Annotated in this window: 23 protein-coding genes; 11 read left to right on the forward strand and 12 right to left on the reverse strand. The window is 58.9% G+C overall.

Going from position 1 to position 26,607, the window contains the following annotated elements; genetic code table 11:
- Positions 1-72 precede the first annotated feature (72 nt).
- From AACZ19_RS00895 to AACZ19_RS00905, 3 genes are all read right to left on the reverse strand, one after another.
- Positions 73-969 (reverse strand): J domain-containing protein, encoded by an 897-nt coding sequence (locus tag AACZ19_RS00895; RefSeq protein WP_339630263.1) that lies wholly within the window; start codon positions 967-969, stop codon positions 73-75.
- A gap of 86 nt (positions 970-1,055) precedes the next feature.
- Positions 1,056-2,468, reverse strand: a complete 1,413-nt coding sequence (locus AACZ19_RS00900) for a hypothetical protein (RefSeq protein ID WP_339630264.1) — start codon at positions 2,466-2,468, stop codon at positions 1,056-1,058.
- A 64-nt stretch (positions 2,469-2,532) separates the two neighbouring features.
- On the reverse strand, positions 2,533-3,012 hold the full coding sequence (locus tag AACZ19_RS00905) for an RT0821/Lpp0805 family surface protein (RefSeq protein WP_339630266.1): 480 nt from the start codon (positions 3,010-3,012) through the stop codon (positions 2,533-2,535).
- Between the two features lie 234 nt (positions 3,013-3,246).
- On the opposite strand from AACZ19_RS00905, the gene pdxH reads away from it, so the two are divergent.
- From pdxH to hemA, 4 genes are all read left to right on the forward strand, one after another.
- Positions 3,247-3,837: a pyridoxamine 5'-phosphate oxidase gene (gene pdxH, locus AACZ19_RS00910; protein ID WP_339630268.1), complete on the forward strand. Its 591-nt coding sequence runs from the start codon at positions 3,247-3,249 to the stop codon at positions 3,835-3,837.
- Positions 3,838-3,849: 12 nt separating this feature from the next.
- On the forward strand, positions 3,850-4,791 hold the full coding sequence (locus tag AACZ19_RS00915; RefSeq protein WP_339630269.1) for a cation diffusion facilitator family transporter: 942 nt from the start codon (positions 3,850-3,852) through the stop codon (positions 4,789-4,791).
- Between the two features lie 71 nt (positions 4,792-4,862).
- On the forward strand, positions 4,863-5,747 hold the full coding sequence (locus tag AACZ19_RS00920; RefSeq protein WP_339630271.1) for a universal stress protein: 885 nt from the start codon (positions 4,863-4,865) through the stop codon (positions 5,745-5,747).
- A gap of 152 nt (positions 5,748-5,899) precedes the next feature.
- The gene (gene hemA, locus AACZ19_RS00925; protein WP_339630273.1) at positions 5,900-7,114 is read left to right on the forward strand and encodes a 5-aminolevulinate synthase; all 1,215 of its coding nucleotides are present in this window, start codon (positions 5,900-5,902) and stop codon (positions 7,112-7,114) included.
- Here the strand turns inward: hemA and AACZ19_RS00930 are convergent, their stop codons facing one another.
- From AACZ19_RS00930 to AACZ19_RS00945, 4 genes are all read right to left on the reverse strand, one after another.
- Positions 7,115-7,939: an NAD(P)-dependent oxidoreductase gene (locus AACZ19_RS00930; protein ID WP_339630274.1), complete on the reverse strand. Its 825-nt coding sequence runs from the start codon at positions 7,937-7,939 to the stop codon at positions 7,115-7,117.
- A gap of 40 nt (positions 7,940-7,979) precedes the next feature.
- Complete coding sequence (locus AACZ19_RS00935) at positions 7,980-8,777, reverse strand: enoyl-CoA hydratase (RefSeq protein WP_339630276.1); 798 nt, start codon at positions 8,775-8,777, stop codon at positions 7,980-7,982.
- Positions 8,778-8,822: 45 nt separating this feature from the next.
- Complete coding sequence (locus tag AACZ19_RS00940) at positions 8,823-9,881, reverse strand: MBL fold metallo-hydrolase (protein ID WP_339630278.1); 1,059 nt, start codon at positions 9,879-9,881, stop codon at positions 8,823-8,825.
- A gap of 94 nt (positions 9,882-9,975) precedes the next feature.
- Complete coding sequence (locus AACZ19_RS00945; RefSeq protein WP_339630280.1) at positions 9,976-11,775, reverse strand: acyl-CoA dehydrogenase; 1,800 nt, start codon at positions 11,773-11,775, stop codon at positions 9,976-9,978.
- A gap of 153 nt (positions 11,776-11,928) precedes the next feature.
- Between AACZ19_RS00945 and AACZ19_RS00950 the strand changes: the two genes are divergently transcribed.
- A complete protein-coding gene (locus tag AACZ19_RS00950) occupies positions 11,929-12,894 on the forward strand; it encodes an L-threonylcarbamoyladenylate synthase (RefSeq protein ID WP_339630281.1) in 966 nt (321 codons plus the stop codon).
- Between the two features lie 116 nt (positions 12,895-13,010).
- Positions 13,011-14,294 carry an FAD-binding oxidoreductase gene (locus AACZ19_RS00955; RefSeq protein ID WP_339630282.1) on the forward strand — a complete coding sequence of 428 codons (1,284 nt, stop codon included), beginning with the start codon at positions 13,011-13,013 and terminating at the stop codon, positions 14,292-14,294.
- Here the strand turns inward: AACZ19_RS00955 and AACZ19_RS00960 are convergent.
- The gene (locus AACZ19_RS00960) at positions 14,286-16,547 is read right to left on the reverse strand and encodes an EAL domain-containing protein (RefSeq protein ID WP_339630283.1); all 2,262 of its coding nucleotides are present in this window, start codon (positions 16,545-16,547) and stop codon (positions 14,286-14,288) included. The genes AACZ19_RS00955 and AACZ19_RS00960 overlap by 9 nt on opposite strands.
- A 261-nt stretch (positions 16,548-16,808) precedes the next feature.
- Here AACZ19_RS00960 and AACZ19_RS00965 point away from each other — a divergent pair, with 261 nt between their 5' ends.
- Positions 16,809-18,131, forward strand: coding sequence for a DUF3422 domain-containing protein (locus AACZ19_RS00965; RefSeq protein ID WP_339630285.1), 1,323 nt, complete (start codon positions 16,809-16,811; stop codon positions 18,129-18,131).
- Here the strand turns inward: AACZ19_RS00965 and AACZ19_RS00970 are convergent.
- The 4 genes from AACZ19_RS00970 to AACZ19_RS00985 form a co-directional block, all read right to left on the reverse strand.
- Positions 18,124-19,497 (reverse strand): TRAP transporter large permease, encoded by a 1,374-nt coding sequence (locus AACZ19_RS00970; protein ID WP_339630287.1) that lies wholly within the window; start codon positions 19,495-19,497, stop codon positions 18,124-18,126. The genes AACZ19_RS00965 and AACZ19_RS00970 overlap by 8 nt on opposite strands.
- A gap of 3 nt (positions 19,498-19,500) precedes the next feature.
- Positions 19,501-20,181: a TRAP transporter small permease gene (locus AACZ19_RS00975; RefSeq protein WP_339630288.1), complete on the reverse strand. Its 681-nt coding sequence runs from the start codon at positions 20,179-20,181 to the stop codon at positions 19,501-19,503.
- 71 nt (positions 20,182-20,252) lie between these two features.
- Positions 20,253-21,257 (reverse strand): DctP family TRAP transporter solute-binding subunit, encoded by a 1,005-nt coding sequence (locus tag AACZ19_RS00980; RefSeq protein WP_339630289.1) that lies wholly within the window; start codon positions 21,255-21,257, stop codon positions 20,253-20,255.
- A 177-nt stretch (positions 21,258-21,434) separates the two neighbouring features.
- On the reverse strand, positions 21,435-22,505 hold the full coding sequence (locus tag AACZ19_RS00985; protein WP_339630290.1) for an FAD-dependent oxidoreductase: 1,071 nt from the start codon (positions 22,503-22,505) through the stop codon (positions 21,435-21,437).
- A gap of 132 nt (positions 22,506-22,637) precedes the next feature.
- On the opposite strand from AACZ19_RS00985, the gene AACZ19_RS00990 reads away from it, so the two are divergent.
- From AACZ19_RS00990 to chrA, 4 genes are all read left to right on the forward strand, one after another.
- On the forward strand, positions 22,638-23,882 hold the full coding sequence (locus tag AACZ19_RS00990; RefSeq protein WP_339630291.1) for an acyl-CoA dehydrogenase family protein: 1,245 nt from the start codon (positions 22,638-22,640) through the stop codon (positions 23,880-23,882).
- 2 nt (positions 23,883-23,884) lie between these two features.
- Positions 23,885-24,346, forward strand: coding sequence for an SRPBCC family protein (locus AACZ19_RS00995; RefSeq protein ID WP_339630292.1), 462 nt, complete (start codon positions 23,885-23,887; stop codon positions 24,344-24,346).
- A gap of 122 nt (positions 24,347-24,468) precedes the next feature.
- Positions 24,469-25,287, forward strand: a complete 819-nt coding sequence (locus tag AACZ19_RS01000) for a sulfurtransferase/chromate resistance protein (protein ID WP_339630294.1) — start codon at positions 24,469-24,471, stop codon at positions 25,285-25,287.
- The gene (chrA, locus tag AACZ19_RS01005) at positions 25,247-26,596 is read left to right on the forward strand and encodes a chromate efflux transporter (RefSeq protein WP_339630295.1); all 1,350 of its coding nucleotides are present in this window, start codon (positions 25,247-25,249) and stop codon (positions 26,594-26,596) included. Before AACZ19_RS01000 ends, chrA begins: the two co-directional genes overlap by 41 nt.
- The last annotated feature ends 11 nt before the right edge of the window (positions 26,597-26,607 follow it).

The following is a 26,607-nucleotide window of genomic DNA, read 5'->3' on the forward strand; positions in this document are numbered from 1 at the left end:
GTTCTCGTATTTAGGGTTTGACCCTAAACTGTCACAGTCTTTTTATCCCGCTTGTGAAAGGCAGTCAAAAGACTAATTCGCTTTCAGCTTGGATCGCGCGTCATAATCATGCTTTTCCGACCATTTCGCCACAAGGTCCTGAAGCTCGCTGTCCTGCTTTTCCGGCAGCACGACTTTCAGCTTCACCAGCTGGTCCCCGCGGTCAGTCTTGCCGACGCCCTTGCCCTTGAGGCGAAGCGTTGTTCCCGTATTCGATCCCGCCGGCACCTTGAGATTGACGGTTCCGTCCACGGTCGGCACCTTGACAGTGGCGCCAAGCACTGCCTCTGGCAGGCTGATGGGCAATTCGACCAGGATGTTCTTGCCGTCGCGGCGGAAAAAATTATGCGGACGGACGGTAACATTGATCAGGATATCCCCGGACGGACCACCGGCAATACCTTCCTCCCCCTGGCCTTTCAGGCGAATCTGCTGTCCATCCGTTACCCCGGCAGGAATGGAAACATCCAGTGTCCGTCCACCGTCGCCCATGGTGAGCCGCCGCTTGCCGCCAAGTGCCGCCTCGGAAAAGTCGATCTCGATGGCGAATTTCCGATCCCGGCCCTTTTCCGGCACCCGGCCGCGAAAGCCGCCACCGCGAAAATTACCAAAAATCTCGGAGAAAATATCATCGGCTGCGCCACCACCGCCGAAACCGCCTGCCCCCGCCGCACCGCGATGGCTCTGGTGGAAGCCAGTCATTTTCTCCTGTCCATTCTCATCAATTTCGCCGCGATCATAGCGGGCGCGCTGTTTCTCGTCCCCGAGGATATGATAGGCAGAAGAAATTTCCTTGAATTTCTCCTCCACCTTCGTATCCCCCGGATTGGCGTCCGGATGATGTTTTTTCGCGAGCTTGCGATACGCGGATTTGATATCCTGCTGGCTCGCAGACTTCGAAATACCAAGTATACTGTATAAGTTCTTCATTCGTTGCTATGCCAGACGCAAACGCGTCACCTCAGTCAAAACTAACGTCCTTCATAGTATATATGACTTCTTTCCTTAGGTTTTAACTAATTCACGCGATCTATTTGTCTTTTTTCGAGATGCGTCAGGGTCTGTTCCAGATTGCCGATTGCTGATGCGGCGGCGGTAGAGCCGTTTTTCTGCGCTTTATCCCACCAGTAATAGGCCCGAACCCGGTCTACCGGAACCCCCTGCCCGTTGTTGAAAAGGACCCCCAGCCGGTACTGCGCCTCGACATTGCCGTCGGCAGCAAGCGGCGCCCAGATACTAAGGGACTGCTGATATTGTTGCAGGGTATAAGCAAGATCCGCCATCTCCAGCTTCTCCGCCATGCTCAGGCCCGATCCGGGCACCGCGTTCGCAGGAGCAGACGGTTTCGGAGCTGTTTTTGCCTCCGCCGGGGCGGGAGCGGAAGCAACCTTCACCGGCTCCTGCTGGGCGGCGGCAACCACCGGTTTATCTGTGGGTTTTGCCGCAGGTGTCGGCGGCTCTTCCGCGCGGGTGACTGCCCCGGAGGTCGCGGGTTCTATGGCATTGGTCGCAGCGACATCCTTTGGTGTTTCCACCGCGGCGACCGACGGGGCCGGTACAGCCGGCTCCACCGCGTTTTCTTCCGCCGCTTTCTTCGTCACCAGCGACCGAAGGGCCTCATAAAAACCTTTCTTCTGCACTCCGTCCGACGAAGCGGGGTCAGAGGCTGTTGCGGTCGCCGCCGCAACGGTTGCCGGTTTTGCCGAACCTGAGTTTTCCGCTGATTGCGTCTCCGCCATGGCAGGGGTCTTTTCAGTTGCCGTCGTATCTTGTTCCGACGTCGCGGATTGAGTGGCGGATTGGGTGCTGACATCCGTTTCCGCTGCGTCAGCAGACTCCGTCATCTGCGCTGTTTGTTGTGAAGATGCGTCGGCGATGACGGGTGGGCGGGTCTTCAACTCAGCGGTTAGCTCCGCAGCCCTTTTTGTAGCCCCGGGATGGCCTGCCTTGGCGGCAAGTTCAAACCAGCCGAGCGCCATGCGCTCATCCTTCTGGACGCCAAGGCCGTTTTCCAGCAGCAGCGCAAGGTTATATTGCGAGATGACATGCCCCTGCTGGGCCGCTCTGGCGAACCAGTTAGCCGCCTGGGCATAGTCCTGCTTCACGCCTTCCCCGGCGAGATACATGCCCGCGACATTGGCCTGCGCCCGGTCGAAACCGATGGTCGCCGCCCGCTTGTACCAGGTCATGGCCTTGCCGAAATCCTGCGGCACACCAAGGCCACGGCGGTACATATGGCCGATATTCCGCATTGCCGCCGGATCATTTTTCTTGGCCAGCGGCAGCCATTCCTCGAAGGCGGTCATATAGTCTTTCGCCTCATAGGCCGTGACCCCCTCCTCAAACCCGGCGCGGGAAAGAGGGGCCAGTATTGACGACATCAACAGCGCCGCTGCCAGCGCCGTTGTGAAAAGCTCAATCCGTTTCATAAATACTGTTGATCGGCCCTTTCCTTGCCATTTTACAAACCAACGGGCCGCCCCTCCCCCTATTCTAACTCATGATCTGCCAGGAACCGTCCGGCTGGCGACAAGCGGTACCGTAACCCTTTTCAAGCTCACCGCCAATTTCAACCGTCTGCTGGAATTCCCGGCAATAACGGCCATCCTGATGGTTGCCATCCCGTACCGGTGTGATCGATCCGGAATTTCCGCTGTCGGGATTGTTCCAGGTAATCGTCTGTCCCATCGGGGCGGTCGTTGCCTGTCTCTCGGCGCGGTCAATCGCCGCGCGGTCTGCCGCATCCAGCGACTTGCCGACCTCACTCCCGATCATCGCGCCGGCAAGCGTGCCAACACCAACAGCAACGAGCCGTCCGGTTCCTTTACCAAATGCGGAGCCAAGCAGCGCGCCGCCGATACCGCCGATAATCGCCCCGCCTGTTGTTTTAGGGTTATTCTGAGCGTCCGCACAACCCGCCAAGGCAAGCGCTGCAGCCAGTGCCGTTACCGTCCATAATTTTGATTTAAACATCCTTCAATCCTTGTCATCGTAAAAAATTACCCCTGACAATTAATCAGGCAATTGCCTTCCCTTCTACTATATAGGGCCAGCATACGTTTTTGTAGTAAAGACCCATCACAAATAATTTCAAAAACTTACGGGAAAGGCTATCTTAGTTTAAACGACATGGATCGACAATTCCGTCGGCGCGGGCTAGGTTGGCGGAAATCTGCGCTTAACCGGCAAGATAACGAGTGAATAATTATGACTGTGAAAAATTTTACCGAGCTTCTGGCGGAATTTCAGGACTGGATGGCGGAGGCCGAGAAAAGCGAGCCGAACGATCCCACCGCCATGTCACTGGCAACCGCTGATGCCGATGGACAGCCGTCGGTGCGGATGGTCCTGCTGAAAGGCGCGGACGAGCGGGGGTTCGTCTTCTATACCAATTTCGAAAGCCAAAAGGGCATGGAGCTGCGCGCAAACCCCCGTGCCGCGCTCGGCTTTCACTGGAAAACCCTCCGGCGCAGCATCCGCATTCAAGGCACTGTCGAGGTTGTCAGCGATGCCGAGGCCGACGCCTATTTCGACAGCCGTCCGCGCGACAGCCGCATCGGTGCCTGGGCGAGCCAGCAGTCGCGGCCCATGCCGGGCCGGTTCACGCTGGAGGCGGAGGTTGCGAAATACGCAGCAAAGTATGCCATTGGTCCGATTCCCCGTCCCGAATACTGGTCCGGCTTTCGTGTCATGCCGCACCGTATCGAGTTCTGGCGCGACCGCCCCTTCCGCCTGCATGAACGCCGCCGTTACGAAAAGGGCGCCGACGGCTGGACGGAAAGCGTCCTGTTCCCATAGGAAAGCAGTATCGTGACAGAAGAACAGGATAAGGTCTTTACGCAAGATACGAATGAGGAGCATAGCCGCCTGATGCGCTCAGCGACCTATGCGGCGGTGGGCGTCGCGCTGACCCTGATCGGCATCAAGCTGTTCGCCTATTTCGCCACTAATTCGGTCGCCATGCTATCAACGCTGGTCGATTCCCTGCTCGATCTCGTGGCCTCCGGCATCAACCTCTTCGCCGTACGTCAGGCCCTTGTCCCGGCGGACCGGGATCACCGTTTCGGCCATGGCAAGGCGGAGGCGCTGGCCGGGCTCTTCCAGTCCGCCATCATCACCGGATCCGCAGTCTTCCTCCTGTTCCAGGCGGGAGAGCGCTTGCTCAACCCGAAACCTATTCAGGCGGAGACAATGGGGATTATCGTCATGGTGATCTCCATCCTGCTAACCCTCGGCCTTGTCTCCTATCAGCGCTATGTTATCCGCAAAACACGCTCGGTAGCTATTTCTGCCGATTCCCTGCATTATCTTGGCGACCTGCTGATTAACGGCAGCGTGATCCTGGCACTTGTCCTTGAGATGGTCTTCCTGTGGCATTATGCGGACGGCCTGTTCGCGATCCTGATTGCCGGTATCCTGCTCTACAGCGCCATTGCCATCATCCGCACCTCCTTCGCCGATCTAATGGATGAAGAGCTGAATGACGAGGAACGGGAGAATATCAAGACGATCGTCCTCAGCCAGCCCGGCGTACTCGGCCTGCATGATCTCCGAACCCGCCGCTCCGGCCAGCAGGTGTTCATGCAGATGCATATCGATATGGACGGCAGCATCAGCCTGCATGACGCCCATCTCATCGCCGATACAGTCGAAGTGCGGCTGATGGCGGAATATCCCGAGGCCGAAGCCATCGTCCATCAGGACCCGGTGGATGTCGATGCGGAGACGAAAACCGGCGGCAATGCGGATTGAGCCATAAAAACCTTTAAGATTTAGGGTCTTAGTGTTACATTTGGATGAAATTTCGCAGGTTGAGGTGCCCGATGCATTTTAAGAATATTCTTGTCCCCATGTCCGGTGCGGCCAATGACAGCGACGCCCAGGCGTTGGAGAGTGCGTTCAACATGGCCATCCGTTTCGGCGCCCATGTCAACGCTCTTCATATCAAGATCGATCCGCGCTCGGCCGCCGCCTTCGTCGGCGAGGGCATGACCTCGACCATGATCGAGAGCGTTATCGAGATGGCAGAAAAGGACGGGGAGGAACGGCGCCTGCGCGCGGCGGCCCTGTTCAAGGAAATCACCTCGCGCATGGAAATCCCGGTTATCACCAATATCGCCGACCGCCCGACAGCAGATGGCCCGTCCAGCCGGTTTGTTGAGAAACAGGGCAACAGCGAAGATACGATCCACAGCTATGGCCGCCTTTTCGACCTGATTATGATCTGCAAACAGGATGGGGAGGAACAGATTAACAACTCCCTGCTGATCAATACGGCCTTGCGCGAAACCGGCCATCCGGTTCTGCTGATGGACAAGGCAATCCCGTTGGATATCGGCAAGCGGGTCGCGTTTGCCTGGAACGGTTCGGTGGAATCAAGCCGCGCCCTCTCCTTCTCGCTGCCCTTCCTGCAAAGCGCGGAGAAGGTGATGCTGATCTCCGCCGTCGACGATTTGGATGAGGATATCCACCCCGAGGCGGTCCAGCGCTACCTTGCCATGTACGGGGTGACAGCGGACCGCTGCGAGATTACCGGAACAAATGGCAAGTCAACCGCCGAATCATTGCTCGCACAGGCCGATAAATGCAACGCGGATTTGCTGGTGATGGGCGCCTACACCCGGAGTCGCCTGCGCCGCCTGTTCTTTGGCGCGGTGACCGAGGAAGTGCTGAATAACTGCCCGATCCCGGTGTTGATGGCGCATTAGGAAAGTATAATTGATCCATCCGCCCCTGTAGGGGGGATCACGTTATGGCGACAATGTGCCGATTGCGACCTTTTGTCCCTTGTCAAGGAAAGGGCGAATTCGGTATTTATCGAAGGCAATCGATGATGACAGTCACAGGTTAAGGGCGCGCGATGGATTATAACAGCATGTTCGAGCAGGCGATCGCCGCTCTGAAACAGGAAAAGCGATATCGCGTCTTCACCGAGCTCCGCCGCCATGCAGGCGACTTTCCCCGCGCCACCCGTTATCTTGAAAATGGCGAGCGGCAGGATGTGACTATCTGGTGCTCCAACGACTATCTCGGCATGGGCCAGCATCCCGATGTTCTTGCGGCAATCAAGAACGCGGCCGATACCTACGGCGCCGGAGCGGGCGGCACGCGGAACATCTCCGGCAATACCCGGATGATCTGCGAACTGGAGCGCGAACTCGCCGATCTCCACGGCAAGGAAAGCGCGCTCGTCTTCACCTCCGGTTTTGTTTCCAACGATGCGACCCTCTCCACCCTTGGCAAGCTGTTGCCTGGCTGCGTGATCCTCTCCGATGAGCTGAATCATGCCTCGATGATTGACGGTGTGCGCCATTCGGGCTGCGAGAAGATCATCTTCCGCCATAACGATGCCCGCGACCTTGAGGACAAGCTGAAACGGATAGACCCTGCGCGGCCCAAGGTAATTGCGTTCGAATCCGTCTATTCCATGGATGGCGATATCTCGCCGATCCGCGAATTCTGCGATCTTGCCGATAAATATAACGCCATGACCTATCTGGATGAAGTGCATGCGGTCGGCCTCTATGGCCCGCGCGGCGGCGGCGTGGCCGAGCGCGAAGGGCTGATGCACCGTATTGATATTATCGAGGGGACCCTTGGCAAGGCGTTCGGCGTTGTCGGCGGCTTTATCACCTCCAGCGAGAATATTGTTGACGCCATCCGCTCCTACGCAACCGGCTTTATCTTCACCACCACCCTCTCGCCGGTGATGTCCGCTGGTGCGCTTGCCAGTGTCCGTCATCTGAAACAAAGCCAGGCCGAGCGCAACCGCCATCAGGAACGCGCCGCCACCCTCAAACAGCTGATCGCGGAGGCGGCTCTGCCGCTCCTCCCCTCGGTCACCCATATCGTGCCGGTCATGGTCTATGATGCGGAGCTGTGCAAGCAGGCGAGCGATATGCTGCTCGATGACTACGGCATCTATATCCAGCCGATCAACTACCCGACGGTCTCGCGCGGATCAGAGCGCCTGCGCATCACGCCAACGCCGTTCCATGACGATGCGATGATGGCCGACCTGGTCGGCGCGCTCAAGGATGTCTGGCTCCGCCTCGGCCTGCGTCAGGCCGCCTGATCAGACAAAGAAATCGGGGAGAAGATCCTTTTCTGCCACCCCGTCAAAGCGGTATTTCGAGAGGTCCGTCACCCCGACGGAGGCCAGCGTCTCGTCATCGACGCAGAAATTACCGGTAAACTCCCGGGACGGCTTGGTCAGGATAATATGCGCCGCATCGGCCATGATCTCCACCTTGCGGCAATTCTTCTGCACATCCGGCCCGCCGATCAGGTCCATGGCCGCTGTGGCGATCGCCGTGCGCGGCCAGAGCGCGTTAAAGGCAATACCGTCCTTTTTGAATTCCTCGGCCATTCCCAGTACACAGAGGCTCATACCGTATTTCGCCATGCTGTAGGCGACATGCGGGGCGAACCAGTGCGCCTCGAAATTGAGCGGCGGGGACAGGTTGAGCACATGCGGATTGTCGGCTTTCCTGAGGTACGGAATAGCCTTCTGTGAGCAAAGAAAGGTGCCCCGGATATTGATCTGGTGCATCAGGTCATAGCGCTTCATCGGCGTTTGGAGCGTGCCGGTCAGGCTGATGGCGGAGGCGTTGTTGATAAGAATATCAATCCCGCCGAAGGTCCCGGCCGCCTTGGCCATTGCCGCCTCGACCAGCTCCTCCTCGCGCACATCGACGATAAGCGGCAGGGCCTTGCCGCCCGCCGCTTCGATCTCCTCCGCCGCGGTATAGATGGTGCCGGGCAGCTTGGCATGGGGCTCAGCGGTTTTGGCCGCAATCACCACATTGGCGCCATCGGCAGCGGCCCGCTTGCCGATAGCGAGGCCGATCCCCCGGCTTGCACCGGTAATGAAGAGGGTCTTTCCCTTAAGATCAGCCATCGCATTTCTCCCTTTGTTCTGTTAAGAACCGGAGAGCCCGTCATTTTCCCTTATAATCAGGCTTCCGCTTCTCTTTAAAGGCCTGCACTCCCTCGGCCCAGTCATCGCTGGCGGCGCAGAAGGCAAAGCCTTGCGCTTCGAGGGAGAGCTGCGTCTCCAGCGTATTGCCAAGTGAGGCATTAAGCAACTGCTTCGTCCGACCGATGGCCACCGTCGGTCCATTCGCGAGACGCTTGGCCAGCTTCGCCGTTTCCGCCTCCAGTTCCCCGGTCGGAACCACGAAATTGATCAGACCGAGATCCCTGGCTTCCGCCGCCTTGATCCGGTCCCCGAGCATGGCAATCTCCATCGCCTTTTTCAGGCCGACAATGCGCGGCAGGGTATAGGTGCCCGATCCATCCGGCGTCGTCCCGATATTGATATAGGCCAGGGTGATAAAGGCATCCTCAGACGCAATCACCATATCGCTGGCCATCATCAGCGACAGACCGAACCCGGCCGCCCCACCGCGAACGCTGGCGATAATCGGTTTCGGCATCCGCTGCATGGCAAAGATGGTCGGGTGCAAACCGTGGATGCGCCGCTCGAACGTCTGTTCGCGTTCCTTTGGGCTCAATTTGACGAATTCATTGAAGGCCTTGACGTCGCCGCCCGCCTGGAAATGCTCACCCTCGCCACGCACGACGACGCACCGGATCGTATCGTCGCTTTCCGCATCGATAAAGGACTGGAACAACCCCTCCCGCATATCCGGTGACAGGGCATTGCGCGCCTCTGGCCGGTTCAGGGTCACGGTGGCGATGCCATCCTTCTTTTCATAGAGAAGATCGTCAGACATTTTCATTCCTTTTCTTTGTTGTTGTTTGTTGTAGAAAATAACCCGTTAGGCGACCGCCAGGTGCGCCGCGCCGCGGCGCTGGAACTTCCAGACACCGTCCGTATCCTTCACCCTCTCTAACCGACCCTCGCCGATCAGGTAGTGACAATGGGCCAGCCCTTCGGCAACGCCCATGCTCCTGTCCCCCTCATTCAGTTCCCGATCAAATAGGACCGGCAGGAGGTCGAGTGCCGACTGCGGCGAATCACAAGCGTTCAATAACCGGTTAAGTCTATCTTCATGGTGTGATTTATAATAGTCGAGCTGGTTATGCAGCCCCGTGAAAACATCGTTATGGGCCGGAAGGACCAGCGTATCGCGCGGTAATTTTTCAAATTTATCAATAGATTGGATAAATTTCTTGAGAGGGTTGGCGAGCGGTTCCGCCGGGTAGATGCCGATATGCGGCGTGATCCGCGGCAACACCTGATCGCCGGAGATAAGGATACCATCGGCTCTCGAATAGAGGCAGGCATGTTCGGGCGAATGCCCCTTGCCGACCATCACCTGCCACTCGCGCTTGCCGATTCTGATCGCATCCCCGTCGGCGATACGCTTGAAACCCATAGGAACCGTCGACATTATCTGGCGGAAATGGTTGTGCCCGCGGCTCTTCACCCGTTCCAACATTTCCGCGTCAAAGCCGACGGAGGTGTAGAAATCGATCACAAAGTCCGGGGTTTCCTCCTGCGCCTCCAGATACAGCATCCGCCCGAAGGTCCATTCCCCGAAGGTCATGGTCAAAGGGATATCCCAGCGTTTCGTTACCCAGCCCGCCTGCCCCATATGGTCGGGATGAAAATGCGTGCAGATCAAACGACTTACCGGCTTTCCTTTCAGATGTGCCTTAAAAATGCTTTCCCACAGTTCGCGAATTTTCGGGGTCTTGAGGCCGGAATCGATCATCGTCCAGCCGTCATCATCCTCCAGCAGATAGAGATTGATGTAATCCAGCCCGGGGATGGGGATCGGCATCCGAACCCATAGGATGCCCTCTGCGACTTCCAGGACTTCCCCGTCGCCAGGACGCGTACTCAGCGGGTATTCTATTTCTTGATTTTTCATTATGAACCCTATTATCGGTTTGCCGGAACGGGGGATTTCCGCTCCGGCAATTTCGTCTTTAACGTTTACGTTAACGTTAATATCTGTCTTTGTTCTATGCCGAAAGCTGGGCATCGTCAATGGCGAACAGGGTCTCCGCCCCTTCCGTCACCGGGCCCAGCAGCGCGGTCGCCATCGGCAGGATCTGCGCCATGAAGAAGCGCGCCGTCACGATCTTGGCATCGAGAAACGCCGTGTCCGCGTCGCCCGCCGTCCGCATTTCGCGCGCCTTCAGGGCCGATTTCGCCAGCAGATATCCGCCTACCGTCGTTGCGAACATCCGAAGGTACGGCGTGGCTCCAGCCGGGGCCGCATGGGGATCATTGGGCGCGTTGCTGTAAAGCCAGTCCGTCGCCTCTTTCAGGGCGCTGACGGCAAGATTGAGCTGAAGCGACATGGCGGCCATCTCATCTCCAGTCGCCGCCAGTGCCTTCACGGTTGCGTCCATTTCCCCGAACAGTGCTTTCACCGGCGCACCGCCCTGCAAGGAGAGCTTGCGTCCCACAAGATCGAGTGCCTGAATGCCGTTCGTCCCCTCGTAAATGGGGAGGATGCGGGCATCGCGGTAATATTGCCCGACGCCGGTTTCCTCGATAAAGCCCATGCCGCCATGTACCTGCACTGCCGTTGACGCCAGTTCGACGCCCAGATCCGTGCACCAGCCCTTGGACATCGGGGTCAGCAGTTCCGCAAGGCCCATGGCCTTCTCCCGCGCCGCCTCGTCGGCCCCGTGATGGGCCTCGTCGAGGGCCGCGCCGTTCAGATAGATCAGGCAGCGCATGGCCTCGATATTCGCGCGCATGGTCATCAGCATCCGCCGCACATCGGCATGATTGATAATTGGCGTCATCTCGCCCTTGGGCATGCCGGGCGCCTGCCCCTGCCGACGGTCCTTGGCATATTCCACCGCCTGCTGATAGGCGCGCTCGGCAACGGCAAGGCCCTGTACCCCGACATTCAGCCGGGCGCTGTTCATCATAGTGAACATGCAGGCCATGCCCTTGTTCTCCGCCCCCAGCAGATAGCCGACGCAGTCGCCATTATCGCCATAGGACATCACTGCCGTCGGGCTCGCATGAATACCGATTTTCTCTTCCAGCGAGACGCATTTAAGGTCGTTCCGCGCCCCCAGCGTCCCGTCGTCATTTACCAGATATTTTGGCACGATAAAGAGGGAGATGCCGCGTGTACCCGCTGGCGCCCCGGGCGTTCGGGCCAGCACCAGATGGATGATATTCTCGCTCATCTCATGCTCGCCGTAGGTAATAAAGATTTTCTGACCGGAGATGCGCCATGTGCCATCCTCCGCCGGTTCCGCCTTGGTCCGTAGCGCGCCGACATCGGATCCGGCCTGGCTTTCCGTGAGGTTCATGGTCGCCGTCCATTCACCGCTGACCAGCTTCTTCATGTATTTGTCCTGCTGCTCTTCGGTACCATGGGCCATGATGCTTTCAATGGCGCCCTGGGTCAGCAGCGGACAGAGCGAAAAGCCGAGGTTCGCCGCATTCCACATTTCCACTGTCGCAAGCGCCACCGCGCTCGGCAGTCCGCCGCCGTCGTACTTCTCCGGCGCGGAAATCCCGTTCCAGCCGCCCTCGACAAACCCTGCATAGGCCTCTTTCCAGCCATCAGGCGTGGTCACAACGCCGTCTTTTACATGGGAGCCCTGTACGTCACCGGGCTTGTTCAGCGGCGAAAGCACATTGGCCGCGAATTTCCCGGCCTCCTCCAGCACCGCCTCAACCACATCCGCTTCCGCATGTTCGTACCCGTCCAGTTTGGCAAGGGACGGAAGGTCCGCAATATTGTTGAGAACAAAGCCCATATCTTTCAGCGGAGCACTATATTCTGCCATGTAAACGCCTTTCCCGAATTTGTTTTCTCATTCTCGGGATGTTATGGCATATCCCGCAATGAGAAAAAAGACTTTCGCGCAATGCCGCGACGCTTGACCGGACGGCGTTTTCGGGTAAAGCCTCGCTCACGGACAACAGCGGATCGACCAGAGATGAAGATATTCAAACCCGGCCCGGCCGGAAATGACGCGGCGGCGGTGGAGATTCGGGCGGGCAGGCTTGTCGCCTTCGCGACCGAGACGGTCTATGGCCTTGGCGGCGATGCGCTGAACGACCGGGCGGTTACCGCCATCTATGAGGCGAAGGGCCGACCAAGCTTCAACCCGCTGATCATCCATGTGCCCACCCTCGACATCGCGCGCCGTTATGTCAGTTTCAGCCCGCTCGCCGAGCGGCTGGCGGCGAGTTTCTGGCCGGGCGCCCTCACCCTTGTGCTGCCGCGCATAAAAAATTGTCCAGTTTCGAAACTGGCGAGCGCCGGGCTGGAGACGCTGGCCATCCGTATTCCCGGTCACCGGCAGGCGCTCGACTTCCTGATCGCCTGCGACCGCCCCCTCGCCGCGCCGAGCGCCAATCCGTCCGGCGGGATCAGCCCGACCACGGCACATCATGTGATCGACGGGCTTGGCGGAAAGATCGCCGGGGTCCTTGATGGCGGGGCCTGCGCCGTGGGCGTCGAAAGCACGGTTGTCGGTTTTGCCGGTGAAAAGCCTGTCCTGCTTCGTCCCGGCGGCATCACCCGCGAGGCAATTGCGGCCGTCGCCGGTCCCTTGCTCCGCCCGGACGCAGACGATGCGCCGTCGAGCCCGGGCATGCTCAAAAGTCATTACGCGCCAAAGGCCGATATCCGCCTCAACGCCACCGACAAACAGGACGGCGAGGCCTATCTTGGCTTTGGCCGGGAATATGATACTCTGGCCGATATCAACCTGAGCGAGGCAGGCGACCTGACCGAAGCGACAGCACGGCTCTTCTCCGCCCTGCATCTGCTCGACGAGATGAATTTCAAGCGCATCGCCGTCGGTCCGATCCCGGAAATCGGCCTCGGCGTTGCCATCAATGACCGGCTTCGTCGTGCCGCTGCGCCGAAGCCAGCAAAGGAAGAGGTCGGCCCATGAACATTATCGAGGAGCTGGAAAATATCGTCGGCAAGGCGCATGTCATTACCGACGAGGCCGACATGCAGGGCTTCGTGGTGGAATGGCGCGACAAGTTCGTCGGGCGTGCCCGCGCCGTGGTACAGCCAAAAACGACCGAAGAAGTCGCCGCCGTCGTCAAGCTCTGCGCCGAAACAAAAACCGCGCTCGTACCGCAGGGCGGCAATACCAGCCTCGTGGGCGGATCCATCCCCTTTACCGGCGGCGATGAGGTGGTCCTCTCCACCAACCGCATGAACACTGTGCGGGAGATTGACCGGCTGAACGGCACGCTTACTGTCGATGCGGGTTGTATTCTCGCGAATTTGCAGCAAGTGGCGGAAGACAACGGCTTCATCTTTCCGCTTCGCATCGGCTCGGAAGGAAGCTGCCAGATCGGCGGCAATATCTCCACCAACGCCGGCGGCGTCCAGGTCCTGCATTACGGCAACACCCGCGAACAGGTGCTCGGTCTGGAGGTCGTGCTGCCGGACGGACGTATCTGGGACGGGCTCACGGGCCTGCGCAAGGACAACACCGGCTACGACCTCAAGCAACTCTTCATCGGCGCGGAGGGCACGCTCGGCATCGTTACCGGCGCGGTGGTGAAGATGTATCCCAAACCGAAATACCAGCAGGTGGCGCTCGCGGCAGTTCCCTCCGTCGACGCGGCGATCGAGTTCCTGAGCCTCGCCCGCGCCATGAGCGGCGATCAGGTAACCGCGATCGAACTCATCTCCCGCTACTGCATCGATATGGTCGTGCGCCATGTGCCGGATTTCACCGATCCAATGCCCGCGCGGTATGACTGGCAGGTGCTGGTCGAGCTGTCGTCAAGCGCGACACCGGAGTTGAAGGAGTTGATGGAGAGCATCCTCGCCGAAGGTTTCGAGAAGGAGATCGTCCTTGATGCCGTCGTGCCCGCGAGCGAGGCGCAGCAACAGCATCTCTGGCGCCTGCGCGAGGAAATCTCCGCCGCCCAGAAGCCCGAGGGCGGCAGCATCAAGCATGATATTTCCGTCCCCGTCTCGCGTTATGCCGATTTCATCCGCGAGGCCGATATCGCGGTGGCTAAGATCGTCCCAACGTTCCGCTCCGTCGTGTTCGGGCATATCGGCGATGGGAATGTGCATTACAATCCGATGCAGCCCGCGGATATGGGCCGGGAGGAATATCTTGGGCATTGGGAGGAAGTCAGCCGCGCCGTGCATGATATTGCCGTGAAAATGCGCGGCTCCATCAGTGCAGAGCATGGTATTGGCCGGCTCAAGGCCGACGATCTGGTGCATTACAAGCCGGAAGTCGAGATCGACCTCATGCGCCTGATCAAGAAGGCGTTCGATCCGGACGGCATCATGAACCCCGGAAAGCTCTTAAAATAGCGATTTCTGGGTGAAGGTGGTAAAGCCGGGGTTGCGGATGAAGGGCAAAATCTCGTCCGCCGCCGCCGGACGCGAGAACAGGAAGCCCTGCGCCTGATGACATTTGGCGGACCATAGGAATTCCACCTGGTCCGTTGTCTCTACCCCTTCGGCCAACACCTTCATGCCGAGGCTGCGGCCGAGTGAGATGACCGTCCGGGCAATCGCCGCATCATCCGCATTCTCGGTCAGCCCGTCGATAAAAGTCTTGTCGATCTTGAGCGCCGAAACGGGCAACTGCCGGAGGTAACTGAGGGACGAATAGCCGGTACCGAAATCGTCAATGGCGAAGCTGACGCCGAGATCGCGCAGCTCACGGAAATTCCGGAGTGTCTGCGCAGGGTTCTCCATGATCACGCTTTCCGTCACTTCCAGCTCCAGAAGCCGGGCCGGACAGCGTGTCATCTGTAGCGTCTTCCGGATCAGGTCGACAAAATCATCATTCTGGAAGATCGACAGCGACAGATTGACCGCCACGCGGAAATCATCGGCGCCCTCGTCCAGCCACATGCGGCGCTGGCGGCAGGCCTCCTGAAGCACCCATTCGCTGATCGGCGCGATCAGGCCGGAGCTTTCGGCAACCGGAATAAACTCGTTCGGCGCGACAAATTTCCCTGCCTCCCGCTGCCAGCGGATCAACGCCTCGACCCCGATGATGGTGCCAGTATCCAGATCGACCTGCGGCTGGTATTTGAGCGACAGGTCCTTGCGGCCGATGCCGGTGCGCAGCGCATTGTTCATCTCGACCCGCGCATTGATGTCATTGGCGATGGCGCTGTTATAGAAACAGAAATAAGAGCCGTTCCGGACCTTGAGATTGGCGAGCGCGATATTGGTGTTGCGCCACAGCGTCGTTGCGTTGTCCGCATCCACCGGGTAAATGGCAAGCCCGATGCGCGGAATGATATGCGGCAAGTTTTCCCGCGTTGACGGCCCATGCTCGAACAGGCGATGGATGGTTTTCGGAATTTGCTTGAGCTCCGGTGTCGTCTTGTAGGGAATGCAGAGGCCGAAGCCGTTTCCCGACGTCCGGGCAAGTGATATGGCGTTCGGGAAGAGCTGCGTCAGCTGTTCGGAGACGAACTGCAACAGCTCGTCCCCCGCATCATGGCCAAGGGCAATATTCAGCTCCGGCAGATGTTCCAGCGTAAACTGGACCACCGCGAGCCGCTTTTTCTCCGGCCGCGCCACCTTCTCGATATATTGCTGCACATCGGAGCGGAACTTGGCTCGGCTGTCAAGGCCGGTCAGGCTGTCATTGAAGGCAAGGCGCTTGATTTCCTCAAACATATCGGCATTCTCAAGGCCGAGCGTAATGTTCGCGCAAATGAGTTCCATCTGACGGGTTTCAAGGAAGGTGAGCGGCGCACCGTTTTCCAGCACGACAACCCCCTTCAGCTTGTCGTCCCGGCTGATACAAAGGATACTCACCACCTCGGTGAAGATATTCTCCCGGCTGACCGTCGCGCCGAGGATCATGCCGAACAGCTCCTCATCGACAACCTCTTTCACCCGCTGCTTGTTGGCGGTGATATAATGCCCTTTACCCGCGGTGACGGAAAGTTCCCCGGTATGCTCGTTCGGGATGGCAAAGAAGCAATCCTCGACATTCTTGCAGATGACCTGAAGCTGCGTCAGGATCGTCAGGCAGAAATCCTCTACCGAGCGGACGCCGTATAGCTCCCGCGTGATATCGAGGATGGTCTGAAGCGACTGCTTGTTATCCTCCTCGGTGACCAGGCGCTCATAGGATTGCAGGGCGATGGTCAGGCTGGTGAACAGCTTGGGCAGGTTGATCTCGGAAATATCGCGATAATCGCTGACGTCATAATCCAGGAACTGGTTCTGCGTCTCCCCCGGTGCCGTCGCCTCCCCCAGCAAGACAATCCGGATCGTCTGGTTGGCAAGCTCTTTGCGGAGTTTGCGTACCAGCGCGAGACCGCTCTCACCCTTCTCACCAGACACATCTACAATCACGACGGCGATATCCGGATGCGTCTCCAGCATGTCCGCCGCCACGTCTGCGTTCTCCGCGATCAGGAAGACAACGGGCACATGGCCGAAGACAAAGGTATCGAGTGATCCATACGGATCATTATTCTTTGGAATATTGATGGAAACCAGCAAGATTTTCCGCTGTGGCACCGGGTCAAACTGGCGCGGTTTCCGTGACGCCGACAGTGTCGGCAAATGACCGTCAACTGATCGAATCATGACATTTACGCATACTGTTACCACCCCCAACTGACGCCATGATGAGTCAAATGGAAAAATTACGCAAATATTTTCGACAAATCTGGCAAAAAAGGGCCCTAACCCCCTATATTTAGAGTGTTTTAAGGGTTATCCACACAAAAAGGAACAGCAATCGCTTGATAGTTCCGCGTATCAGCGCTCGCTAATTGACATGGATTTTAAGACAGTTTAGTCCTTGCGTACCCGGATCACGACTATTGGTAAAGGTGCAGTCTGAAGATGGTAGAAGATGACTTGAATATGCCTAGGGATTGCGCCGGACTGAAACCGCACCCCTTGCGTTTCGATATCAATAACGAGATTCATGCCCGTCCGTTCGAGCAAATTGTCGCCCCGCTAACGGCGACCCATTACGCCATGTTCAGCGAAGAGCATCAGGAGGAGCAGGAATATCGCCATATCTGCGATCTGTGCCGTCGCTATGGCCTGCATCCGCCGATGGAAAACGCCAACCACTTTGCGGCGGATTTCGGTAATTTCAGGTTGAGGTGGGAACGGCATGCAGAATTCACGACCTATACCTTTCTTCGCCAGAACAAGGATGAGGAGCCATTTGCAAAGACCGCCTGCTCGGAAGTTCCAAAAGAATGGTTGCGGGCGCTGCCGGGGCTCCTTTTGACGGCGATCAAAGCTGAAATCCTGGACAAGGGGCAATCCCGCCCCAGCGATGCCGAACTGGATAAATATTTCGTTTCCGAAAGTCTGGTCAGCAGCCTGATCGGCAGCAATGGCGCGCAGCGCTGGACCGATATGCGGATCGACAATGACGGCTACATCCGCTCGCTTATTTACGATCGCGGCATGTCGCCGCGCAAGGCGGGACGCGTACTGCTCCGTATTTTCGAGATCGCGGTCTATCGCAATCTTTCATTGCTGGCGCTGCCGCTCGCGCGGGAAGTCAGCGTAAAGATTGCCTTGATCAATAGCGAGCTTGCGGAACTTACCGAAGAGTTGGGCCAGACAAACAGTGCCGCCGCCGAGAAGGACCTGCTGCGCGACCTGACGCGCGTATCGGCCGAGATCGAAACGCTGGCGTCAAAAACCGCGTACCGTTTCAGCGCGACCCGCGCCTATTACCAAATCGTCCTGTCCCGGATTGCCGAACTGAAGGAAATTCCGGTTGATCCTTACCAGACCATATCTGAATTTCTCGATCGCCGACTTGCCCCGGCGGTCAGAACCTGCAACTCCGTTGCCGACCGGCTCGCCGATCTTTCGCGGCGGGCAACCCGTTCCGCCAATCTCTTGCGGACCAAGACGGACTTCGCGCTGGCCGAACAGAGCCAGGCCCAGCTTGCCGCCATGAACCAGCGCGCCCAGCGCCAGCTCCGCCTGCAGGAAACGGTAGAAGGACTCTCCATCGCCGCTATCAGCTATTACCTGGTCAGCCTCGTCGGGTATGCCGCCGAGATGGCCCGTCCGCTGGGGCTTGCGGTCAATGTCGAGCTTATCAAGGGCGCGTCGATTCCCGTCATTCTGCTCGCCGTCTGGTTTGCGCTCAGGCGTATCAAGAAGCGGCTGTCCAGGGATCATCCTATTTAATGACGAGTTCCGGGCCCATGAAGGTCGTCGGCAACCAGGTGGACAACGTCGGGATATAGGTCACCAGAATCAGGAAGACGAACAGGATGCCGAGCCAGGGCAGCGCCGCCCGGACGACGTTCATGATCGGCATCCCCGCTATCCCTGAGGTGACAAACAGATTGAGCCCGACCGGCGGCGTTATCATGCCGATCTCCATATTCACCACCATGATAATGCCGAGATGGATCGGGTCGATGCCGAGTTCCATGGCAATCGGGAAGACCAGCGGCGCGACGATCACGATCAGGCCCGACGGTTCCATGAACTGTCCGCCGATCAGCAGGATGACATTGACAATGATCAGGAAAACCCACCAGTTAAAGCCCGCGTCGAGCATTGCACCGGCGATCTGCTGCGGGATCTGCTCGTCGGTCAGCACATGCTTCAGGATCAGCGCATTGGCGATGATGAACATCAGCGTGACGGTCAGCTTGCCCGCCTCGAACAACGTATCGCGGGTATCCTTGTGAAAGAACACGGTGATCAGCGCCTGCGGCGCGCGCCAGAGCGGGATCGGCGACTCCCCCGGCCGATGTAGGGGCCCCATGTCGCAATAGATGAAATTGGCGATCAGGAAGGCATAGACCGAGGCCACAGCCGCAGCCTCCGTCGGGGTGAAGACACCGCCGTAAATACCGCCCAGAATAATCACGATCAGGAACAGGCCCCAGCCCGCATCCCGCGCCGCGTTGAAGACCTCTCCCCAGCCCAGCCAGTCGCCCTTCGGCAGGCCTTTCCATTTCGCAGCGATATAGATGCCGACCATCAGCATCAGCCCGGCGAGCAGGCCCGGGATCACACCCGCGAGGAACATCCGTCCGACCGACACATCCGTCGCCGCCGCATAGACCACCATGACGATGGAGGGCGGGATCAGGATGCCGAGGGTGCCCGCGTTACAGATAATCCCGGCGGCGAAATCCTTGCTGTAGCCGACCTGGGTCATCCCGGCGATGACGATCGAGCCGATAGCTACAACCGTCGCCGGGCTGGAGCCGGAGAGCGCCGCGAACATCATGCAGGCGAAGACACCGGCAATCGCGAGGCCACCGCTGAAATGCCCGACAACCGCAATCGAGAAGCGGATGATACGCCGCGCCACACCGCCGGTAGACATGAAGCTGGAGGCCAGGATGAAAAACGGGATGGCGAGCAATGTATAATGCCCGGCCATGGCCTCGTAAAAGGTCTGGGCGACGGAGGCAAGCGAGCTGTCCGACGCCGAGAGAAGAAAGAAGATGGACGTCAGCCCGAGGGCGACGGCAATGGGGACACCGAGCAGTAACAGCGCGATGACGACGGCAAACAGAATGGCAATTTCCATCGTCTATTCCTCCCGTGCGGCTTTTGCGGCGGCTTCTTCAACCGCGTCTTCGGCTTCATGGCTGACGATAATCAGCATCTGCTTGCCGGTGAAAACGGCCCATCCGGCCTGAATAAAACGATAGAGAAGCAGCGCCATGCCGAACGGCAGCATGACATAGGGGATCAGGCGCGGGATTTTCTCATACCGCTCCCCGTCGTTGAACCAGTCAGCGATAAACTGGAACATCTCCGGCATGAAGACATCGTTGGTCTCATACCAACCCTTGGCGAGGAATTTTTCCTGGAACCCGGTCGGGAACCAGCGTCCGGTCGTCGCCGGCAGATTGGCGAAATTCGCCCAGAAGTCCCAGCCGCCTTTCAGCAGCAGGAAGGCATAGATAATACAGCAGGCCACCGCGAGGAGGGTGCAGATTTTGCGCGCCGCGGGGGAGAGCAGGCTGACGATGGCATCGACGCCCAGATGCGCCGTTTTCTTGACGCAGTAGCTGACGCCGAACAGGACAAGCCAGGCGAACAGGATCGACGTGACCTCCAGCCCCCAGAGAATGTTCGAGTTGAACACATAGCGCGCCATAACATTGGCAAAGGTGACCAGCGTCATAATGCCGAGCATGATGGCGATCATCGTTTCCTCAAGCGAGTCGATGAACGATCGCGTTGTCTTTGGATTGTGCCCCGACATGGCCTCCCCCCTTGCCCGGTACGCGAAAAGATGCTGGCGCGGCTCCCTCACCGCGCCAGCGGTTCAAACGCCTAGTTGGTCATATTGAACTTCTGGGCCTCGGCGATATTGTCGGCACCGACATCCGCTTCGAACTGTGTCCAGACCGGCTTCATGGCATCAACCCACATTTGCCGTTCTTCCGGGGAAAGCTGACGGACAACGCCGCCGGCGGCGATAATCGCCTGTTTCGCTTCTTCGTTCACCTTGGTTGATTCGGCGTTCCGGGTTTCCGTCACTTCGTTGATGATGGTGTCAAGCTGAGAGCGAACATCATCCGGAAGACCTTCCCAGAATTCCGTCGAGGTGACGAGAAGATAGTCGATCACGCCATGATTGGTTTCGGTGGTGCCGTCCTGAACCTCGAAGAATTTCTGGCCATAAATGTTCGACCAGGTGTTTTCCTGTCCGTCGACGGTTTTCTGCTGCAGGGCGCCGTAAACCTCGGAGAAAGCCATTTTCTGCGGATTGGCGCCGAGGGCGTCCATCTGCGCGACCAGCACGTCAGAAGACTGCACACGGAATTTAAGTCCTTCCGCATCGCTTGGCGTGACCAGCGGCTTGTTGGCCGAGAACTGCTTCATGCCATTATGCCAGAAGGCAAGGCCGAGAAGACCGCGCTTGGTCATGCTTTCCTTCATCGCCTGACCGGTGTCGGAGTTCTGGAAGGCGTCAACGGCCTGGATATCCTTGAACATGAACGGCAGGTCAAAAATGCGGAACTGCTTGGTGAACTGCTCGAACTTCGAGAGCGACGGCGCGGCGAGCTGGACATCGCCGTTCAGCAATGCTTCCAGAACCTTGTCGTCATTGTAAAGGGTCGAGTTCGGATAGACTTCCATGCAGGCCTTGCCCTGCATCTCGTCATTCACCCGCTGCTGCAACAGACTGGCGGCAATCCCCTTGGGATGCTTGTCCGTATTCGTCACATGGGCAAATTTAATAACGATCTCGCCCGGTTCGCAATTGGCATAGGCCATGGAGCCGGATGCCATTAAGACGGCGGTGGCCGCCGCAACCATTAATGCTTTACGCATATTCTTATATCCTCCCAATAAATATCACAGAAATTTTTTGCGCCCTTTGGAGCGTCTTGGATGCCCCAAGGAGCCTCAAGACTCCATTGTTCATGAATTTTTCTCTTTTGCAACAAAATCTTGGGCGGATGAACTCACGTTGCACCGCAGCATAAGCGCGCCTTCGCCCATGCCGGATCACCCGTAGAGAAGAACATCGACAATTTTCCGCCTGACCGGCGGCAGCAGGGCGGCCGCTTTCAGCGCAAGCCGGAAGAGACGGCCCGTCATCGGACTTGTCGAGGTGACGATTTTCCGGACCCGCTCGCTCCCGGCGATAACCTTGGCCCCTTCCCGGAGGCGCGCCGCGCTGTATCCCTCAAGCGATCCCTCTGCCAGCCGCTTTGCGAATTCGGCCGCATCGGCAATCCCGACATTCATCCCCCGCCCACCGACCGGGGAATGGCTATGGGCGGCATCCCCGGCAAGATACACAAGGCCCCTGTTATAGGTCGGCACCTGACGGATGGAGATGGTGAACTCTCCTTCGCGGCGGATTTTGGTCACGTCCATCTCCAGTGGCAACTGCCGGAGCGCGTCCGGCCGGTTGGAGATAACGCGATAGCGATCTGTTGCAAGCGGAACGGCGACCACCACCCCGCCTCGCGACAGCTGGCACAGGGTCAGGGTTTCCGGATGCGGCCAGTCCTTGGCATTGACATCGGCGATCGACCAGGTCTCCGGCAGATCATGGCCGGGGAATGGAATATCGAGCAGCTTGCGGGTGGTGCTATGCACGCCATCGGCGCCGAGTACATAGTCGTACCGCTCACTTTTACCATCCGCCACAGTCGCGAGAACACCGCTCTCTTCCTCCTTAAGGCCGGTGAGTTCCGTCGAGAAGCGGACCTTTACCCCCGCCTCTTCCACAGTCTCCCGAAGCAGGGCTTCTGTCCGGTCCTGCGGCAGGCCTAGGATGAAGTCATAGCCATATTTCGGCGGCGTCGCGCGGATCGGCAGGGTCAGCCCCAGTTCCGACCGGCGATAGATGCGGGCCTCGCGGAAATGAATGCCTTCGGCCAGCAACTTGTCGGTCACACCGGACGGATACAGCAGGCAGAGGCTCTGCGGGGTGATACCGACGGCGCGCGACAGGCCGGAGCCCTCCGCCCGCTTGTCGATAATCTCCACCTCAACGCCGCGCCGGTTTAGCTCCACCGCCGCCGTCAGGCCCGTCGGCCCCGCACCCACCACCAACACTCGTGTCATCTTTTCCTTTCCAGACGCAATAAGGGATTGTTATCATGCGCGCCTGATCGCTCTATTTTCTCATAAGCCGAGTGTCCCTGCAAATGAACAAATCGATCACGCAGATACGCGATCACAGTGACGGGCGCGGTGTTGCGCTCATCAACTTCCGCATGGAAAAGCCGCTTCCGTGAAGCTGCGCCCTCAGCTATAGTCGCTTTAAAAGAACAAGAACAGGGAGCTTTCATGGAACTGCCACTCACCGATGCGGAAGCGGCGATGCTCGCCCGCGCCATCGATTTCGCCGAAACGCACGTTGCGCCGAACGCGCAAACATGGGAGGAAGAGCGTCGCCAGCCGATCGAGGCCCTGCGCACCGCCTCACTTGCGGGGCTGGCCGGGCTGGAAGTGCCGGAAAGCCTTGGCGGCAGTGGGATGCGCTTTCGCCTGAAGGCCCGCGTCGCCGAGGAAATCGCCCGTCACTGCTTCGCTTTCTCCTTTTCCATGATCAACCATATGGGCCTCGCCGGGAAAATCGCCCGCGACGCCCCCGCCGACATCCAGAAGCGCTATCTTCCCGAAATGCTGGCCGGAGAGGCCATCGGCTGCACAGCGCTCAGCGAACCGCAGGCGGGCAGCGATTTCGCCGCCATCACCACATCGGCGAAGAAGGTCGACGGCGGCTGGGTAATCAACGGGGAAAAAGCCTGGATCACCAATGCCGCCCATGCGGACCTGATGTTCCTCTACGCCCAGACCGATCCCGCCGCAGGATGGCGGGGTGTCGCCGGGTTCCTGATCGATGCGCGTGAGGAGGGTGTGACCCGCGTGCCACCGTTCGAGATTATGGGGGGCCACGCCATCGGTGTCGGCGGTTTTATTCTAGAAGATCATCTTGTGCCCGACATCCGCCAGATGAGCGAACCTGGTGACGGTTTCAAGGCCGCCATGGCCGGGGTCAATGCTGCGCGGAGCTATGTCGCTACCATGTGCTGCGGTATGACCGAGGCGGCCATTGAGCTTGCCGCCCGCTATGCCAGCGAGCGCGCCGCCTTCGGCGGGCATATCGCGGATTTTCAGGGGCTGCGCTGGCAGCTTGCCGATGCCCAGACGGATATCGAGGCCGCGCGCCTGCTCGCCTATCGCGCCGTGCTGGCAGTGGAGGACGGCACGGCGGCCGAACTGCCCGCGGCCCATGCCAAGAAGTTCGCCGCCCGCATGGCCGACACCCACCTTACCCGCGCCATGCAGGTGATGGGCGCCGCCGGGCTCCGGCGCGACTATCCGATCGGACGTCAGATCGCCTGCGCCCGCATTGCGAATTACGTTGACGGCACCACCGAAATCCAGAATGAGCGGATCGCCCGCGCGCTGTTTAATAAAGCAAAAGGAGAATAATAATGAGCGATACCCATGCCTTCGAACGCAGCCACGATATCCTGATCACGGCGCCCGCCGCGAATGTGCTGGATTATGTCTGCAACCCCAACAGCTGGCCCGAATGGCTCGCCGCCTCGCACAAAATCGACAGCCCGGACCGCCCGCTTCGTAAAGGCGATACCTTCAGCGAAAACTGGCATACGCGGAGCGGCCCCGCCGTGCTCGACTGGCTGGTCACGGAATGCGAGCCGCCGCATGTCTGGATCGGGGAGACAAGCACGGATTTTATCGGCACCATCATCGTTCGCTATGATGTCGCGGAAGCCGAGGAAGGTCAGGTTCGCTTTACCCGCACCATGATCAACCCGGCGCGCCCGAAACCGCCGACAGACGACCAGATCGCCCGCATGGATGCGGAGGCCGAGGTGGCGCTTGCCAATATCAAGAAGATTGTCGAGGCCCGCGTCGCCAAAGCTTCATAAAAATCCGGTTGACAAAGCAGGCTGATGCTACCCATAAGTAGTTATGGGGTTTGCGAAGTACCCCGTGAGGCGTCAGCCCAAATTTCGCGTCCGACAACCTTTTAAATGAAAGGATGGGCGCTATGACGTCTCCTACACAAATTACCGTTTCACAGCTTTCCCGCCTGGTCGGCCTGCCCGATGCGCCGGTTCTTGTCGATGTCTGCATTGATGAAGACTTTGCCGATGATCCACGCCTGTTGCCGACGGCCTTCCGTCATCCGTATCAGGATATCGCCGCTCTCGCGCCAAAGCTCGCGGGCCAGCGCGTCGTCGTTATATGCCAGAAAGGCCGGAAACTCAGCCAGGGTGCGGCAGCTGTTCTCCGCAATTGCGGCATTGCCGCCGAGAGCCTTGAGGGCGGCGTCTTCGGCTGGCGCGATGCGGAATTGCCCATGGTCCCGGCGTCCGCCCTTCCCGTACACGACCCGGAAGGACGAACCGTCTGGGTTACCCGTCATCGGCCTAAAATCGACCGCATTTCCTGCCCCTGGCTGATCCGCCGCTTTGTTGATCGCAACGCCCAGTTCCTGTTTGTCGAGCCGTCGGAAGTCCAAACTGTGGCCGAAAAGTTCAACGCCACGCCCTTCGATGTTGAAGATGTCTTCTGGAGCCATCGCGGCGATCAATGTACCTTTGACACCATGATCCGGGAATTCGCCCTTGAAACCGAGCCCATGAAACATCTCGCCACCATCATCCGCGGTGCCGACACAAACCGCCATGATCTGGCGCCGGAATCGGCCGGGTTGATGGCGGCATCCCTTGGTCTTTCGCGCATGTACCGCGATGATCTCGCACAGCTTGACGCGGGAATGGCGCTCTATGATGCCTTTTACAGATGGGTTCGGGATGCCAGTAATGAGGGCCACGACTGGCCCGCTGCGACGACGGGAGCTTGAAACGATGACCACGGAAACCGGATCAAGCCAAGCCATCCCCCGTCCCGCACCCGGCCTGCCCGAGTTGTTCGCGGCCTTCTGGAAAATCGGCATCCTGTCCTTCGGTGGCCCGGCGGCGCAGATCGCCTTGATGCATCGCGTGCTGGTCGAAGAGAAAGCCTGGCTAAGCGAGCGGCAGTATCTGAACGCGCTCAGCTTCTGCATGCTGCTACCGGGCCCCGAGGCCATGCAGCTCGCGACCTACTCCGGATGGCGGCTTCACGGGGTGATCGGCGGGCTGATCGCGGGATTGCTGTTCGTCCTGCCGGGCGCGTTTGTGATCCTCGCATTGGGGAGCATCTATGCTTTCTATGGATCAGTGCCGCTAGTCAGCATGCTGTTTCTCGGCATCAAGGCCGCTGTGGTTATTATCGTGATCGAGGCCTTGCTGAAGGTGTCAAAACGGGCGTTGAAAGGGATAATGCCCTGGATTATCGCCGCCCTCGCCTTTATCGGGATTTTCTTCCTGGAACTGCCCTTCCCGCTCATCGTCCTCCTTACGGCGCTCTATGGCTTTTTCTGGGAAGGCGGAAAATTGGAAAACGCGCCCGAGCCGTTCCCGAAGGATCGCTCGCTCCTGAAAACCGCGCTCTGGATTGTCTTCTGGCTCGCCCTCTGGTGGGCGCCGGTGCTGCTGGTCGGACCGCTCTCCGGCGCGCCGATCCTGACCGACATCGCGCTGTTCTTCTCCAAGCTCGCGGTGGTGACCTTCGGCGGGGCCTATGCGGTGCTTGCCTATATGGCGCAGGATGTGGTCAACCAGTTCGGCTGGCTGAGTGCGGGCGAAATGATGGACGGCCTCGGCCTTGCGGAAACCACACCCGGTCCGCTCATTCTGGTGACGGAATTCGTCGGCTTCCTCGCGGCGTTTCAGGCGGGCGGCTTCTGGCTCGGGCTCGCGGGTGCCGCCCTCACCCTCTGGGTGACCTTCATCCCCTGCTTCCTCTGGATCTTCACCGGCGCCCCCTATATCGACTGGATCTCCCATCAGCCGCGACTGGAACGGGCGCTGAACAGCATTATCGCGGCGGTGGTCGGCGTGATCCTCAACCTCTCCATCTGGTTCGCGCTGCATGTCTTCTTCTCCGAGGTGACGAAACAGCAGGCGGGTCCGGTCACCCTCTGGCAGCCGACGCTCGCCAGCTTCGATATCAAGGTGCTGATCCTTGCATTCGTCGCCGCCTTTCTGTTGCTCTACCGGAAATGGTCTGTCACGCCGGTATTACTGGTTTGTGCCATCGGCGGACTTGGCTTAAGTTACCTGCTCTAGAACCATGCCGG

The organism is uncultured Sneathiella sp., from assembly GCF_963973085.1.
GTDB lineage: Bacteria > Pseudomonadota > Alphaproteobacteria > Sneathiellales > Sneathiellaceae > Sneathiella.

Coding starts and splice junctions, on each gene's coding strand:
- AACZ19_RS00905 (WP_339630266.1), bottom strand. CDS start 3,012: ATGTTTAAATCAAAATTATGGACGGTAACGGCACTGGCTGCAGCGCTT.
- AACZ19_RS01000 (WP_339630294.1), top strand. CDS start 24,469: ATGACGTCTCCTACACAAATTACCGTTTCACAGCTTTCCCGCCTGGTC.
- AACZ19_RS00940 (WP_339630278.1), bottom strand. CDS start 9,881: ATGAAAAATCAAGAAATAGAATACCCGCTGAGTACGCGTCCTGGCGAC.
- AACZ19_RS00960 (WP_339630283.1), bottom strand. CDS start 16,547: ATGATTCGATCAGTTGACGGTCATTTGCCGACACTGTCGGCGTCACGG.
- AACZ19_RS00950 (WP_339630281.1), top strand. CDS start 11,929: ATGAAGATATTCAAACCCGGCCCGGCCGGAAATGACGCGGCGGCGGTG.
- AACZ19_RS00970 (WP_339630287.1), bottom strand. CDS start 19,497: ATGGAAATTGCCATTCTGTTTGCCGTCGTCATCGCGCTGTTACTGCTC.
- chrA (WP_339630295.1), top strand. CDS start 25,247: ATGAGGGCCACGACTGGCCCGCTGCGACGACGGGAGCTTGAAACGATG.
- AACZ19_RS00980 (WP_339630289.1), bottom strand. CDS start 21,257: ATGCGTAAAGCATTAATGGTTGCGGCGGCCACCGCCGTCTTAATGGCA.
- AACZ19_RS00975 (WP_339630288.1), bottom strand. CDS start 20,181: ATGTCGGGGCACAATCCAAAGACAACGCGATCGTTCATCGACTCGCTT.
- AACZ19_RS00900 (WP_339630264.1), bottom strand. CDS start 2,468: ATGAAACGGATTGAGCTTTTCACAACGGCGCTGGCAGCGGCGCTGTTG.
- AACZ19_RS00945 (WP_339630280.1), bottom strand. CDS start 11,775: ATGGCAGAATATAGTGCTCCGCTGAAAGATATGGGCTTTGTTCTCAAC.
- pdxH (WP_339630268.1), top strand. CDS start 3,247: ATGACTGTGAAAAATTTTACCGAGCTTCTGGCGGAATTTCAGGACTGG.
- AACZ19_RS00895 (WP_339630263.1), bottom strand. CDS start 969: ATGAAGAACTTATACAGTATACTTGGTATTTCGAAGTCTGCGAGCCAG.
- AACZ19_RS00995 (WP_339630292.1), top strand. CDS start 23,885: ATGAGCGATACCCATGCCTTCGAACGCAGCCACGATATCCTGATCACG.
- AACZ19_RS00935 (WP_339630276.1), bottom strand. CDS start 8,777: ATGTCTGACGATCTTCTCTATGAAAAGAAGGATGGCATCGCCACCGTG.
- AACZ19_RS00985 (WP_339630290.1), bottom strand. CDS start 22,505: ATGACACGAGTGTTGGTGGTGGGTGCGGGGCCGACGGGCCTGACGGCG.
- hemA (WP_339630273.1), top strand. CDS start 5,900: ATGGATTATAACAGCATGTTCGAGCAGGCGATCGCCGCTCTGAAACAG.
- AACZ19_RS00930 (WP_339630274.1), bottom strand. CDS start 7,939: ATGGCTGATCTTAAGGGAAAGACCCTCTTCATTACCGGTGCAAGCCGG.
- AACZ19_RS00920 (WP_339630271.1), top strand. CDS start 4,863: ATGCATTTTAAGAATATTCTTGTCCCCATGTCCGGTGCGGCCAATGAC.
- AACZ19_RS00965 (WP_339630285.1), top strand. CDS start 16,809: ATGGTAGAAGATGACTTGAATATGCCTAGGGATTGCGCCGGACTGAAA.